The organism is Runella sp. SP2 (assembly GCF_003711225.1).
Taxonomy (GTDB): Bacteria; Bacteroidota; Bacteroidia; order Cytophagales; family Spirosomataceae; genus Runella.
In genome coordinates, this window is record NZ_CP031030.1 from 7189365 (window position 1) to 7204594 (window position 15230).

General features: G+C 45.0%; 13 protein-coding genes. 8 read left to right on the forward strand and 5 right to left on the reverse strand.

Annotated features, from left to right (window positions below):
- Window positions 1–16: 16 nt before the first annotated feature.
- Entirely contained in the window at window positions 17–883 is an 867-nt protein-coding gene (locus tag DTQ70_RS28930; protein ID WP_122934031.1) for a TIM barrel protein, read from the reverse strand.
- A 286-nt stretch (window positions 884–1169) separates the two neighbouring features.
- Between DTQ70_RS28930 and DTQ70_RS28935 the strand changes: the two genes are divergently transcribed.
- Window positions 1170–1892: a head GIN domain-containing protein gene (locus tag DTQ70_RS28935; protein ID WP_122934032.1), complete on the forward strand. Its 723-nt coding sequence runs from the start codon at window positions 1170–1172 to the stop codon at window positions 1890–1892.
- 79 nt (window positions 1893–1971) lie between these two features.
- Here DTQ70_RS28935 and DTQ70_RS28940 read toward each other — a convergent pair whose 3' ends face one another.
- The 4 genes from DTQ70_RS28940 to DTQ70_RS28955 all read right to left on the reverse strand — a co-directional run bounded on the left by DTQ70_RS28940 (window position 1972) and on the right by DTQ70_RS28955 (window position 7214).
- Window positions 1972–2733: a LytTR family DNA-binding domain-containing protein gene (locus DTQ70_RS28940; protein WP_122934033.1), complete on the reverse strand. Its 762-nt coding sequence runs from the start codon at window positions 2731–2733 to the stop codon at window positions 1972–1974.
- A gap of 85 nt (window positions 2734–2818) precedes the next feature.
- Window positions 2819–3457, reverse strand: a complete 639-nt coding sequence (locus DTQ70_RS28945; RefSeq protein WP_122934034.1) for a sensor histidine kinase — start codon at window positions 3455–3457, stop codon at window positions 2819–2821.
- A gap of 3 nt (window positions 3458–3460) precedes the next feature.
- On the reverse strand, window positions 3461–3877 hold the full coding sequence (locus DTQ70_RS28950) for a globin family protein (RefSeq protein ID WP_122934035.1): 417 nt from the start codon (window positions 3875–3877) through the stop codon (window positions 3461–3463).
- A gap of 136 nt (window positions 3878–4013) precedes the next feature.
- Window positions 4014–7214 (reverse strand): two-component regulator propeller domain-containing protein, encoded by a 3201-nt coding sequence (locus tag DTQ70_RS28955; RefSeq protein ID WP_122934036.1) that lies wholly within the window; start codon window positions 7212–7214, stop codon window positions 4014–4016.
- Window positions 7215–7474: 260 nt separating this feature from the next.
- On the opposite strand from DTQ70_RS28955, the gene DTQ70_RS30930 reads away from it, so the two are divergent.
- The 7 genes from DTQ70_RS30930 (at window position 7475) to DTQ70_RS28975 (ending at window position 15185) form a co-directional block, all read left to right on the forward strand.
- A complete protein-coding gene (locus DTQ70_RS30930; RefSeq protein WP_164490260.1) occupies window positions 7475–7642 on the forward strand; it encodes a class I lanthipeptide in 168 nt (55 codons plus the stop codon).
- A 49-nt stretch (window positions 7643–7691) separates the two neighbouring features.
- Window positions 7692–7859: a class I lanthipeptide gene (locus DTQ70_RS30935; protein ID WP_164490261.1), complete on the forward strand. Its 168-nt coding sequence runs from the start codon at window positions 7692–7694 to the stop codon at window positions 7857–7859.
- 56 nt (window positions 7860–7915) lie between these two features.
- Window positions 7916–8083, forward strand: a complete 168-nt coding sequence (locus DTQ70_RS30940) for a class I lanthipeptide (protein WP_164490262.1) — start codon at window positions 7916–7918, stop codon at window positions 8081–8083.
- Window positions 8084–8123: 40 nt separating this feature from the next.
- A complete protein-coding gene (locus tag DTQ70_RS31010; protein WP_206019611.1) occupies window positions 8124–8252 on the forward strand; it encodes a class I lanthipeptide in 129 nt (42 codons plus the stop codon).
- 186 nt (window positions 8253–8438) lie between these two features.
- The gene (locus DTQ70_RS28965; RefSeq protein ID WP_122934038.1) at window positions 8439–9653 is read left to right on the forward strand and encodes a lanthionine synthetase LanC family protein; all 1215 of its coding nucleotides are present in this window, start codon (window positions 8439–8441) and stop codon (window positions 9651–9653) included.
- 124 nt (window positions 9654–9777) lie between these two features.
- Window positions 9778–12954, forward strand: a complete 3177-nt coding sequence (locus DTQ70_RS28970) for a lantibiotic dehydratase (RefSeq protein WP_122934039.1) — start codon at window positions 9778–9780, stop codon at window positions 12952–12954.
- On the forward strand, window positions 12951–15185 hold the full coding sequence (locus tag DTQ70_RS28975) for a peptidase domain-containing ABC transporter (protein WP_122934040.1): 2235 nt from the start codon (window positions 12951–12953) through the stop codon (window positions 15183–15185). Before DTQ70_RS28970 ends, DTQ70_RS28975 begins: the two co-directional genes overlap by 4 nt.
- The last annotated feature ends 45 nt before the right edge of the window (window positions 15186–15230 follow it).

Here is a 15230-nt window from a genome sequence, read left to right on the forward strand (position 1 = left end):
ACAGGCAACCGAAAACCTACCCCCACTTAGCAGCTTGGATGTTGTCGATGCTGATTTTGATGCTTTCGAGTGGCGGACGCTGACACACGTCTTGCTCTACAAAATAATGCTTTAAGCCTGCTTTTTTGGCATCTTTGAACAACGCGCCAAAGTCAATGGTGCCTACGCCTACTTCCGCAAATTCTTTCTTTTCAGTGTTGGCCATGTCTTTTACGTGCCAAAGTGGGAAACGACCTGGGAATTTTTTGAAGTATTCGTTGGCATTTTCACCTGCTTTAGCTACCCAGTACAAGTCCACTTCCATGATGACGTTGGTGTTTTTCAACAACAAATCGTATGGTTTTTCGCCGTCAATTTTTTGGGTAAATTCAAAGTCGTGGTTATGGTAGCCGAGCGTAAGACCTGCTTTTTTTGCCACTTCTGAGCCTTTATTCAACAGGTCAAAAAGTTGTTTGTAATCTTCAGGTTTGCGTTCGTTGTCAATCAAATAGGCGATAACTGCGTATTCTTGTCCAATCGCTGCGGCGTCTTCCACTATTTTATCCCAGTTTTTGGTCAAGCCATCGGTGTCTCCAAATGCCTTAGAGCGGGCTGTCATGTAGTGGCCGCTGATGGCTTTGAGTCCATTATCGGCAAGAATCTTACTGTATTCGGTAGGAGTTTTTCCAAAAAACTTGCCTTGGTTATACCCAAAGTTTTCTACTTTTTTATATCCAAGTTTGGCAACTTCGGCCAAAATTTTCTCAATTCCCTGCTTTTGGATGTCGCTGCGAAGGGTGTACAACTGCAATCCTACAGATTTGGCATTGGGGCGGGCTTCTAACCCGAGCATGGTGAGGGCACTTAGTCCCGCTGTGCTTTGAAGAAAGGTTCTACGGTTCATTTGGTACAAAAGGTGATTTGATAGGTTGAACTTCGTACAAAAGTAATCAGAATCGGAGAATTACTTGAAAAGTATTTATCAATTTGATACTAAGTTGTGTTTCAATGTGTTATGAAATAAAAAGAGATTTATGCTAAAACAAAGATGTTCGCGTGCTAAAAACGGCAAAAACGACTCAGTAGTATGACGATTAAAAAAATAACTTTGAGAAAAATGCAACGTTAGCCGTTTTAAGTGCATCTTATAGATAAATACCAAATACAACCGTTTTAACAATAGTAACCACATGAAAACAATCTTCAGAAGTCAGTTAATGCTTGCGATGTTGGCAAGTGCATTGGTGGTAGTCGCCTGTTCTTTTTCTTCAAAACAAGACGACAGCCGCAGCTCACGTAGCTACGATTTAAAAGGTTTTGACCGTTTGTCGTTGGGAAGTGCGTTTGAAATATCAGTAACAAAAGGCAATTATTCGGTCAAAGTGGAAGGCCGCAAACAGGATATTGACGATTTGGAAGCAGGGGTAGCGTCGGGAAAACTTCGGATTCGCTACAAAGATTCGTACGGCTGGAATCGAAACCGCAAACGTGTGACAGTAACGATTTCGATGCCGACGCTCAAAGGATTGGACTTGTCGGGCGCTACAACCTCAAGGGTAGCGGGCTTCAACGATTTAGGAACGCTTGACTTGGATATTTCGGGGGCTTCTAAGTCGGATATTCAAGTAAAAGCACAAAAAGTAATCATGGATGCCTCGGGTGCTTCTAGCATTACATTGACAGGAAATGCCAATCGAATCGAGGGAGATGTGTCGGGTGCTACCTCGCTTAGAGCGTACGATTTTCCCGTAAAAGAAGCATTTTTGGACGTGTCGGGCGCGAGCAACGTGCGTGTGAGTGTCAACGGTAAAATGGAGGTAGAAGCGAGCGGTGCTAGTAGTGTGCGTTACCGTGGAACGGCCTCGGTTCGCTCCAACACCTCAGGCGCAAGCTCTGTAAAAAGCGAATCATAGTAAGTGTCGAGTGTAAAGTGCAGAATGTCGAATAATTTATAAAAATTCGACACTCTGCATTCCTGCACTCGACATTCCTTTATCTATCTATCCAGCGTTTAAAAACGGGGGCTTTTTCGCGACTAATTTCTACTTCGGGGAGGTGGTTGGTTTTGAGTTTTAGGTACAATTTTCCTGCCGCATCTCCTTTATAACTTTCAATGGCTTGCTGATTGATAATTTGTCGGCGGCCCGTTCTAAAAAATTCGATAGGATTCAGAATATCTTCTACTTCATCGAGCGTGTTTTGTTCGGCAATGTATTTTTGTCCGTCGTGCGTAACGACATAGATGACTTGGTCGAGATAAAAAGCCGCAATGTCCGATATAGAAATAGGAATGGAGGCATTGCGGTGCTGCACAATGAGTTTTTCTTTGTACAACTTTCCTTTTTGCGCTGGGTGATTGACCAACGTCTGGAGCAACTCAGTCGGCATCTGCGCATTCTTTTTCAGTGCTTTGTATTTTTCCAAGGCTCGAATGAGGTCTTCTTCATCAATGGGCTTGAGCAAGTAGTCAATACCGTTGACTTTGAAGGCTTTGATGGCATATTCGTCGTAGGCCGTGGCAAAAATAATGGGACATTTGATGTCGAAATAATTGAACAAGTCGAAGCTAATGCCATCCGAAAGCTGGATGTCCATAAACAGCAAATCAGGTTCAGGATTTTGCATAAACCAACGGCGGGCAGTTTTGACGCTGTGAAGCACGTCAAGGATTTCCGTTTGCGGGGCTATGTCTTTTAGCATCCGTTGGAGCTGTTCAGCAATCAAAATTTCATCTTCTACGATTAGGACTTTCATATAAGTTAGGACTTGGGAATTACGAATTGGGGATTGTGAATTACGAATTAGAAAGAACCAATCAACCAGTTAACCAATAACCAAATTACAGCAAAGGCAGGGTGACTCGGAAGGTTTCGGGGGTTTGCTCTACGACCATAGGTTCACTCGAAAAATAAGCATACAAGTCGGTGAGGCTTTTGAGTGCTTCGTTGCGCTTTGGTTCTAAAATTTGCTTCTTTTGAAGGTTATTTTCTATAATTAATTGGTTATCAATTGATTTTATGGATATTGTCAATGGGCTATCGGGGTCGGTGATGTTGTGACGGGTCGCGTTTTCTACCAAAATTTGCAAAACAGCAGGGACAAGCTTTTGTTCAAGGTGTTGAGGTTGCACGTCGATGAGCACAGTAAGCCCTTTCCCAAAGCGCGTTTGGAGTAAGTCGGCATAATCTTTAATAAAATTTAGTTCATCGCTGAGTGGTATGAGCGGCGTGGTGCGGGTCGAAAGTAAGTAGCGATACACCCGCGTAAGCTGGCTCAGAAACTTGACGGCGAGGCGCTGGTCGCTGTAAATGAGGCTTTCTAAGGTGGCAAGGCTATTAAACAAAAAGTGCGGGTTTAGCTGGCTAACTAAACTCTGGTACCTGACGTCGGACTGGGTACTGTCATAGTTGGTTGCGTCACTCGCTGGTTTTGCGGGGAGTTCGTGGGATTGGTTAGGTTGGTTAGCGAGTGGTTTCATTGCTTAGGTTATTTCTTGGCTGGCTGCCTCGGTCATAGCAGCTGCCATTAGGCTGTAAACATCAAGCCACGCTTGCCGAATTTCGGGCGTGAAATCATCTTTAAGTACTCTTTCTAGCGTCCAAATCAGCGATTCGCCAACAAAGGCATAATGACTGTCTTGGGTGCCATATTTTACGTGGCGGCGTCCCAAATCATGAAGAAGTGGGAGCAACTCGTCCATATTATCTAACGAACAAACGGCAAAACTTATGACTTGAAACAGCTTGATTCCTTGGGTTTTAAGATCGCTTTTAAACAAAGGTTGTACTTCGGGGATAATTTCAAATAAGCGACCATAAAAAACTTTGGCGGCATATTCAGATTTAGGAACAATACGCGCAAAGCTTGTTTGGACGAGTCTTTTCTGTTGGTCATTCATGGTTTCAACAATTGAGCAAGGGTTGATGTACTAATTAGATGGCTGAAATTATGTAAATTCAATTGGGACTTTACAAAAAAAGCAATTGAGCCGTGGGTTTCGCGACTTAATCCGCCCCAAAAACTTGGGTGAACCGTTAATCTAATAGCGGTACCCGTACGACAAAATGTGTGGTTGTTTCTTCGATAAACAGGGGTCGGTTGGTTAGATAGCTGTACAATGCCTTAAAATCACTGAGACCCCGTTTGTTGGAGGTCGCAACGGTACCTCGTTTTTGTAAGTTATTTTCAAAAATTAAATACTCATTGTCTTCGTATATCAGCACTTTTAGCGGTGATTCCAAAGCGGTAATGTTGTGTTTGATGGCGTTTTCAATCAGATTTTGGAACGTCACAGGTACAATCCGTTTGTGATATAACGTTTCCGAAAGGTGGATGTCAATCTGTAGCCCGTCGCTATAACGCATGTGAAGCAGGCTAACAAAATCGCGGGCAAACCGTAATTCTTGTTCCAGCGTCACGGTTTCGTGGTCGTCGTTTTCGATGAGGTAGCGATATACCTTTGTGAGCTGACGGAGGTACTTCGAGGCCAGTTTGTGGTCTTTGTAAATCAAACTGTCGAGTACCGCCAAGCTATTGAACAAAAAGTGCGGATTGAGCTGATTGACAAGGTTTTGGTATTTGGATAAAAACTTTTCTCGTTCCAGTAAAATCGTTTTACGTTCCGTCTCGGCTTGTTGTTTTTGGGCTATTTCAAACTTCTGTTGGTAGTCGAGCTTTTCAGTTAATTCTTGGTTCAATTGATTTTGGAGCGTTTGTTGTTCCTCCAACAGTTTTACTTCAGTGGCGTGTTCGTGCTCAATCATTTTGACCCGCCATCGGTACAAATAAACTCCCGAACCAATCAGGGTAGCAAGGACCAAAAGCCGAAACCACCAACGTTGCCAGAAGGGTGGATGAATAATGATGTGCAGGTGGTACGGGACAGGGTTCCAAACACCGTCATTGTTGGCCGCTCGCACGTGCAAAATATATTCGTTAGGCTGTAAATTGAGGTAATTGAGGGTAGTTTGGTGGGTGGGTGCTCCCCAAGTTTTTTCAATGCCTTCGAGCCAAAACGAAAATAGATTGTTTTCGGAATGGTCATAACTCAGGGCGGCAACCTCAATCGTCAGGTCGTTTTGGTCATAATCTAGCTCTATTGGGACGTTGGCCTGGCGGTAAAGCGTTGGCAATACTTCTTTGCCATACACTTTGACCGACGTTACGGCTACGGGCGGGATAAACGAATTGGTCTTGACTTGATTGGGATGAAAACTCACCAGCCCGTACAAGCCGCCAAAAAGCAAATTCCCTTGGCTGTCTTTGGCGACGCATTCGGTTTCTACCGACAATACTTGCAGGTTGTCGGCCGAGCCAAATGAGGTAAAGCGCTTGCCGTTTTCTTCAAAACGAGTTAAGCCATTGGCCGTTCCCATCCAGAGGGTGTTTCCCACGCGAATCAGGGCCGATATGTAATTATTAGCCAGTCCGTTGCGGGTAGTGAAGTTGGTAAATTGCTGCGTTTGTCGGTTTAAACAACCCAATCCGTTGTCGGTGCCCATCCAGATATTTCCCTTTGAATCTTCGGCAAAAGCCATGACGCCGTTGTCGGGTAGTCCTTTGGGGTTACTTTCTTCGTAACGGTATGAAACAGTTTTGGATAAATCGGGACTAATGCAAAGCACCTCATCGACGCCGCAGCCTACCCACAGGTAGTTTTTGCTGTCAAAAAAGAGTGAATTGAAGCGATTGACGGGTACTTTCCGAACCTGCGCATCATTGAAATGATTGGTGAAAATGCGTGATTTGGGGTTGTAAATGGTCAAACCTTCTTCTGTCCCAATAAAAATGCGGCCATCGGCACTTTCGGCAAGGTCGTAAATCAGTTTGCCTGCCACAAAATCGGTACGAGTAATATCCTCCGAAGGGGAGGGGTTTTCTTCGTTTGGCAGGTGGTCGAAGTGCGTAAATCTGCCCGTTTTAACGTCAAAATAGTGTAAATACGAACGAGTTCCTACCCACACGCCGCCGTTTCGGTCCACCAGAACACTGTTGATGTAATTGTCGGTCAGGCTATAAGGGTTGTTAGGGTCGTGTAAATAGCGTTTGTGGGTCGTTTTTTTTGCATCAATCCAGAGTAAACCTTCACTTGTGGCCAGCCAAAGGTTGTCTTTACTATCGACCGCAATCCGATTGATGGTACTAGCGTTGGCATTGGGTTGGGGAACGTTGGCATCTTTGAGCAACGAGCGAAACGACTGGTTGTAAGGATTGAACCGACTCAGCCCTTTGTACGAAGTAGAAAACCAAATAACGCCCGCACGGTCCTGAAAAACGGATTTGACGTAGTTGGAGCCGAGACTGCTTGGGGTATTGATGTCAGATAAAAACTGCCCTACTTGCTCAGAATTTTTGATGAAATAAAAAACCCCTTCGCCCAAGGTAGAAATCCATAAGGTTTGGTCACGGTCAAAATAAATACGGCTGATTTCTTGGGGTTCTTTGAGGGGGAGTTTGATGATCCGAAAAAGCTCACTAGATAAACTCAAAGAAGCTACCATTCCACTTCGCGACCCTACCAGAATATCGCCCGTTTTGGGGTGCTTGGCCAAGGCTGAAAGCGAATTGTCGGGGATGCTACCAAGCTCATCGCTTTTGCAAAATACCTGAAACGACTTAGACGAACGATGATAACGATACAACCCCATGTCGGTACCCACCCAAATTGTCTCGCCGTCGGCCATGATACTCCGAATCGAATAAACCTGTGTTTTGGAGGAAGCATCAGTGGGCAGTTTAACGAGTTCCGATTTTTTGGAAATAGGGTCAAAAACAAGAAGCCCAGAGGCGGTACCTAGCCAAAGTTTCCCTTGGGTGTCTTCTGCCACGCAGCGAATGTAATTGCAGCGCTTGCCGTGTTGGCTAAAGTAAAATCGTTCAAATTGTTGGGTACGAAAATCAAAGCGGTTAAATCCATTTTGGGTGCCGACCCATAGCGTACCATTTTTGGACATGAAGACTGAACGCACCAGCATGTCGGACAAAGAATGAGGGTTGAGCCGTTCGTGGTCAAAAATACGGCACTGTTTTCCATCGTACCGCACCATTCCCATCATGGTACCCACCCACATAAAGCCCGAAGTATCCTGCACTGCCGCCGTGATGTAGTGGATGGGAAGGCCTTGTTCGGGGCCGAGATGTTGAAACGAGACGTTTGAATATTGAGCATAACTCCTGTGCTGTCCCCACCAGCAGGCTAAGATAAAAAAGAGCAAGGACCACAAACGAACAGGCATAAATGCGACCAATTTTAGAGGGTTAAAGCTAAAACTTTACGAAGTAAAAACCCAAAAAGAGAAAGCGAGTCGTGGATTTTGGGAATTAAACCGTATTGAAACGACAAATGAACCGTTGGAAAGAGAGTTAAAACGTTTCAATGGAGAATTTAACCGCTTTACTTTTTTGATTTTTCCCAGCTTCGTTTTACCCACCACCTTTGCAATGTCAATCACGACAAACAAATCATTCAAACACAAAACACAAAACAAACACAACAATGAAAAAGCAACTTTCAAAATTGAACTTGAAGACTGACAAAGTAGTAAACTTGTCAAAAGACAACAGCCAAGGCGTCGTAGGTGGCCGTCCGCAATCGAACCCTACTTCGAAGCACTACTGCCACTCTGATTTGTGCTCATTTACTTGCCCATCTTGGAGCTGCTAATTTTTAATTTTTCAAATCATTCAAACACAAACACAAAACAAACACAACAATGAAAAAGCAACTTTCAAAATTGAACTTGAAGACTGACAAAGTAGTAAACTTGTCAAAAGACAACAGCCAAGGCGTAGTAGGTGGCCGTCCTCAATCGAACCCTACTTCGAAGCACTATTGCCACTCTGATTTGTGCACATTTACTTGCCCATCTTGGAGCTGCTAATTTTTAATTTCTCATTTTTCAAATCATTCAAACACAAACACAAAACAAACACAACAATGAATAAGCAACTTTCAAAATTGAACTTGAAGACTGACAAAGTAGTAAACTTGTCAAAAGACAACAGTCAAGGTGTAGTAGGTGGCCGTCCTCAATCGAACCCTAATTCAAAAGTGTATTGTGTGAGTGACTTATGTACATTCACAGGGGCAACATTCTCTTGCTAATTTTTCTTTCCATTCACTTACAGCCAAAAAATCAATAACAATGAAAAAGCAGTTGTCAAAACTCAGCCTGAAAACCGACAAAGTCGTATCGCTTTCAAAGACCCAACTTCAAGATGCACAAGGAGGCGCCGTGCCTTTTACGCAGAAAAAAACTTGTTTTTGCTTGTAGTAGCTATCTTTTAGTGGTCTTATGTGGCAGCCATCCTTTGCTAGGATGGCTGCTTTTTTATAATCAATATTCGCTCTTATGGTGGCTTGCCTACGCTTCAAAAGAGATTTATGACGGTTTAGCAAGATTGATTTTAGACCCTGAAAAAGTTCAATGAATTTTAAGCCTTACTTATCTAAGTTAACCATGACAAGTGTTTATACGCTTACTTCGGAGGATTTCTCCGCCGACTGTAGAACTATTTTAGATCGAATCTATCACCATATTGCGGGGCAGCCAACCGACGGGCACGCGTCGCTGTTGGGGGGGCAAATGGGCTATGCCTTGTTTGAGGCGTATTATCACCGCCATTTTGGAATCAAGGACGATGGCCGAATTTGGGAACGGGTATCATCAAGCCTCAACGATATTCAGGAAGGTAAACTCATTCATTCGTTTGCGGGTGGAATCGCGGGGGTTGCGTGGGGCTTTTTACATTTGTTCAACGAAGGCTTATTGCAAGACGATGAAATAGACCCGCAGTCGATTGTCGAAGACCTCGACGAAGGGTTGTTTGAAAGTGCGATGTTGTTGTTGGCCGACGGCAATTTTGACTATTTGCACGGAGCGCTTGGGGTGTGTTTGTATTTTTTGGAACGAACCCCTAGTCCTAAAATAACGTCGTATATCGACCAAATTGTTGAACAATTATCGCTGGTAGCCGTTCGTTTTCCTAGTGGAAGCATTACGTGGGAGTTTGATGATTTTGGGCGTCGAGGTTCATCCTCCCCACCTTTGTATAATTTAGGTTTGTCGCACGGAACGGCCAGTATTGTGGCTATTTTAACACTTCTTTACGAAAAAGGTCATTCGCCAGTTACTTGTAAAGAACTGATTACGGGGGCGCTTCGTTGGATGTGGAACGTCCGCAATAAAAGTGCACAATCAGTGTTTCCGAGCGTGATTCAAGCCAATGCACCCGACCAAGAGAGCCGCCTTGCGTGGTGTTATGGAGATTTGGGCATTGCCAATACGTTTTTGTTGGCGGGGCAAAAACTACAAAACGAATTTTGGGTCGAGATAGCCGAACAAACAATCATCCGCGCGGCGGCGCGCCGAGGCCGAGATGTGGCCATGAAAGACGCGGCGCTCTGCCACGGCACCTTGGGGGCGGCGTATCTTTTTGGAAAATTTGCTGAAGCTTTTCCACAACACCTGCTGGAATCAACGAAAATCTATTGGCTTTCAAAGACATTTGATTTTGTTCAACCAGCGGGAAGCGAAGATGTTTTTTTGAGTTATAGCGGAGAAAGATACGAATCAAACCTGTCATTACTCGATGGAGAGGCAAGCATTGGCATGGCACTTTTGACGTATTTGGGAGCCTCGCGCGCGTGGGAGCGTTTTTTGTTGTTGTCTTGAAAACAGGGAAATCGCTTCCGTAGCAAAATGCCACTACTTAAAAGCAAAAAACCACGCTTCGCTTCCTTTTTTTTGAGTCAGGCAGGTACTTACCGCTAATTTCACTAAAAAATCAGCCACAGTCATGTCAACTACCTATTTTTCAACGGCCTTTGTAAGAGTGCCTCTCGCAGGGAGCGAAGCAATTGAAAACATTGATTGGGAAAAACTCCGTGAGCAATTTACCCAGCCTGCCTTTTTAGAAGCACTTTATATTGCTTCACCAGCACTTTATGAAGAGGTTCAAAAGCTAGATTTTACGAAGCAACCCGACGAAAAATCGAAGCGAATTGTTTATTCTCTTACCAAATACCTTGCTCGCTACTCCACTCGCTGTACGCCCTTTGGCTTGTTTGGGGGATTTGCTACGGTGCCCATTTCTAATGGCACCACTGATGTGCGTATAGGGAGTATCGGCACTATTCGCAAAGTGACGCGCCTCGACATGAACTACCTCTGCGCGCTCACTCAAGACCTTGAAAAACACCCTGATATTAAGCCTTTCCTTCGGTTTTACCCCAATACCAGCCTGTATAGCATCAACGGTCAATACCGCTACGTGGAGTATCGGTACAATGGCGGCGGAATGCGCGTTCATCACTTGAGTAGCGCGGAGCAGTCGGAGTACTTGGAGGCGGTGCTGGCCCGTGCTCAAAAGGGTGCGTCGTTGTATGCCTTGGCCGAAGTGCTTGTTTCGGAGGAGATTACACTCCAAGAAGCCCTCGACTACGTCGAAGAGGTGGTGGCTTCGCAGCTACTGGTAAGTGAGCTAGAACCTGCGCTTACAGGCGGTGACTTTTTGGCACAAATCATCGGGACGCTCCAAAAGATTGCGGAGATTGAAACGTCGGAGCGCTTAGCCGCAATTTTGGGCCTTTTGGGCGAGGTTCAGCAGGCATTGCTGGCCATTGAGCAATCGGGGAGCGATTATGGCAGCGCTAAATTTGAAAAAGTGGAAGCCTTATTGAGCCAACTCCCGACGCCGTTTGACCGTAAAGTGTTGTTCCAAATTGATACTTATTTACCCGAACTCTCAGGCCAATTGAACCGTGGCTTGTTGAATAAATTAGCTTCCAAAATCCCTACTTTATTAAAACTATCGCCCGCAGGAAATCCGATGCTCGACGAATTTCGGAATCGGTTTTATGAAAAATACGAAGACGAAGAAGTTCCCTTTGTGTTGGCCCTCGACCCCGAAGTGGGCATTGGGTATCCTGGAGGACAAGCCAAAAACGATGTTTCTCCTCTGGTGGAAGGCGTGTGGGTGGGTAGTAACCAGTCATCTAATCAAACCCTCAGTATTCCGCCTGAACACAGCTATTTGCTGCAAAAAGTTGCCGAAGCTCAACTGACAGGTGTGTACGAAATTTGTCTCAAAGAAGAAGACCTGCGGGCCGTAGAAGGACGTCAGCCGCAGTTGCCGCTCACCAACACGGCTATGTTTTCGGTGATTCGTGAGGATGGGCGGGAGAAAATCGTACTCGATACCTTTGGCGGTACGACGGGGACGTTTTTGCTCGGGCGCTTTGGCCATACCGACGCCTCGGTGTTGGCGTTGCTCAAAGAAATCAGTGCCGCCGAAGACCGCAGCGTCCCAGAGGTGATTTTTGCAGACATTGTCCACCTTCCCGAAGCGCGGACGGGCAACGTCATCATTCGCCCTCAATTGAAAAAGTACCAAATTCCGTTTTTGAGCAAAGCCTCCACGGCGCCCGAATTTGAAATCGCGCTTTCGGATTTAATGTTGAGTGTACGGGGTGGGACTATTTTTTTACGGTCAAAATCGCTCAACAAAATCATCGTTCCACGTTTGTCCAACGCCCACAATTTTTCGGGTACTCAGTCATTGGATACGTACCACTTTTTGTGTGCTTTGCAATCGCAACACGTGCGTTCTGGGCTCAGTAGTTTTACGAGCAGTTTTGCGCCGTTATTTATGTTTATTCCGCGTTTGATGCTCGATAATATCGTGTTGGCCGAGGCCCAGTGGAATTTCAAAGAACAACACGTAAAGGCGATGGTAGCGGCGTTTAAAAACAATAATTGGCCTGCGCTAAAAGCCGAAATTGAGGCGTGGAGAGCGCAGTATTCGGTGCCGAGGTATATCTGTTTGACACAATTTGACAACGAATTGTACGTCGATTTAGAAAATCAGTGGTTGGCCGAAACCTTCTTAAATGAAATAAAATCACTAGAGCAGTTCAATATCAAAGAGTTTTTACACCGTGCCGACTCGTCGGTGGTGCAGTCGGGACGGGGTTGGCACACCAATCAGTTTGTCGTTGCCTTTGATAATACCGCTTCGTATCCCGTAGTTCCGACAGCCTCTCCTGCGTTGCCCGTACAAAACTCGACTCCAACGACGCGCAAATTTTTTACGGGTTCGGAGTGGCTCTATTATAAAGTTTATACGGGTATCAAAACCGCCGACCGCATTTTGACCGACGTGTTATATCCGTTGACGGAGCGTTTCAAGGCTAACGGTTGGACTGATAAGTTTTTCTTCATTCGCTACGCCGACCCGAACGTACATTTTCGTTTGCGTTTTCATTTGGCAAACCCTGCGCACATCGGGCAAGTAGTGCAAGAACTGCACGATGCTTTGGCGCCGTATATGGCCAACAAAACGGTCACTTCGGTCGTAAACGACACCTACAACCGTGAATTGGAACGGTATGGAAGCAATTCCATCGACGCCATTGAAGATTACTTTCACCTCGATAGCGATACCATTTTGCGGTTTTTGTCGATGATTGATGGCCCCGAAGGCGAAGAATGCCGCTGGCGTTTTGGCATAAAACTTACCGACGACCTGCTGACGGCCTTTGGGTTTGATTTAAAACAAAAAATGGAGTTTACCGAAAAACGTGCTGCCGATTTTGGCCGCGAGTTTGGATACAATGCAGGGTTGAAAAAACAGCTGGACGCTCGTTACAAAGACGTTGAACCTGCCCTCCAAGAACTATTTACGTTGGCGAATCCCGAACATGAGTTTTTCTACGAATTGTCAAACCAACGCACCGAAAATTTGCAGTTGATGATTGAGTACGTTCGGATGCTGCACGCGCAGAGAGAGTTACAAATTTCGTTGGAAGACTTGCTGGCGAGCTTGGTTCACATGAATATCAATCGACTCTTCCGTAGCCAGCAGCGCTTGGTAGAATACATGGTTTTTTACCACCTCCATAAATATTACCGCATCAACTACGGACGCAACGTATTAGCCAAAAAATCAGCCCATTCCAACGTAACAGCCCAATGAAAGACTTCACAAAAACCATTTTTGGCGGTAAAATGAGCCCCTATGGATTAGTTGACCGATTTCCCCATATACAGCAAGGGGCGTCGATGGACTGTGGCCCTACTTCGTTGGCCATCATTTTTCGGCACTACGGCGTCGATAATGTCAAGCATTTGTTTACGCAGTTGGCCGAAATCAACCAAGAAGGGACAAGTTTGTACGCCTTGCTCGAAATTGCCGAAAATTACGGTTTTAAGGCCGAAGGCTATGAGCTGGATTACGACTATTTACAGCAAATTCAGTTGCCCTGCATTGCCCATTATGAAGGGCAGCATTTTGTGGTAATTTATGAAGCTAACGACAACTTCGTGCGCGTTTCTGACCCTGCTTTTGGAAAAGTTCGATATTCCAAAGAAGAGTTTACCAACAAGTGGAGTGGCATTGTACTCGAACTAAAACCCACCGAGGCTTTTTACCAAAATGCCGAACTTGCGGAGGCTGGGAAGAAAAATAAAGAAGAAAAACGCTCTATTTTTCAACAAATTTATTGGCCCATCATCAAGGAAAATAAGCGGGTATTGGGGGAAATCTTGTTGTTTTCGCTATTGCTTGAGTTGGTGGGACTCGTCATGCCGCTTTTCACCCAAACCATGCTCGACGATGTGCTGGTCAACCAAAACAAGAAGCTGATGCTGGGTTTGTTGGTAGGGTTGGGGTTGGTGTTTATCGTGCAAGTCGTTCTCACTTACACGCGCAGTATGCTCATGGTGCATTATCGGTTTCGGTTTGAGGTCGATTTTATGACCCAATTTTTCGACCGACTTATTTCGCTTAAACAAAAATACTACGATAGCCGCAAGCGGGAAGAGTTTATGTCGCGTTTTCAGGAGGGAATCGGGATTCGTCAGCTGACCAACCCGATGATTATCCAAAACTTCCTTGACATCTTCTTCATGCTGATTTACTTCCCTGTGCTGTTTGCGTTCAGCGGGTCATTGGGCTTGATTTCACTGACTTGTTTTGTGGCCTACTGCGTTACCACGGTCTTTTTTATTCCCATTGTTAAAAACCTACGCTCGAAAGTTTATCACAAAAATCAGGCTTCGTTGGGCGGTTTTTTGGATACGTTGTTGGGGATTAAAACCGTCAAATTACTGTCGCTCGAAAAATACAAATTGGTAAAGTGGAAACACCTCCACCGCGAGGCTATCAACTCGGTGATGCAAGACGAACAAAAGCAGATTCTTATCAACTCCTTGCAACGATTGATTTTTATTTTTAGCCAAATCGCGGTGTTTTGGGTGGGGGCGTATCAGGTATTTACGGGTCAACTGAGCATTGGACAATACATGGCTTTTTCGTCTATTTTTATGACGTTGATGAACTCCGTCAATAGCGTAAGTACCCTTTGGATGATGATGACGCAGTTGACAGTAAGTTTTGAAAAAGTTAACGAAATTTTCTTAGAAGAGCGGGAAACGAGCAATTACCAAGAACAAATCAATGCCTGTTCGAGCCAGGTGGTGAAGTTTGAAAATGTATCATTTCGGTATAGTCAACGTGAAGAAAAATACCAATTGCGTAGCATTAACTGTGAAATCAAAAAAGGAGAGCGCATCGGTATTGTAGGGCGAAACGGTGCAGGAAAATCAACGTTTGTCAAACTGCTCGTGGGGCTTTATCCCGAATACGAAGGGAAAATACGTTTTGATGGCGTTGAGCTTCGTGAAATCAACCCCAAAGTGCTGCGTAGCCACGTACACATGTTTCCGCAGGATACGTATATTTTTAACGATACCATCAAAGAAAACATCCGCTGCGCCAATCTCGCCGCTTCTACGGAAGAAGTCATCGAGGCCGCCAAGCTGGCCGATTTGCACAACTTTGTCAAAGGCAATCACCTCGGTTACAACCAAATGGTGGGCAATTTTGGCGGAAATCTTTCGGGCGGACAAGTCCTCAAAATTGGTTTTGCACGCTTGTTTATTTGCCCCGACCCCGATATTATTATTTTGGATGAGGCGAGTAGTGCCTTAGACGTAGAAACCGAGCGGACGATTTTGGAAAATATCTATAAACGTTTTGAGGGTAAAACCATCATTTCGATTGCGCACCGCCTGCATACGCTCAAAAAAGCCGACCGTATCTTGGTGTTTGATGATGGAATGATTTCCGAACAAGGCAAGCACGAAGACCTCATTTCGCAGCGCGGCATTTACTACGATTTTATGAAAACTTACATTGATTACTAATACGCGTCAGACGCAAAAAGAAAAAGTTGTCAGACCGAACAGAGA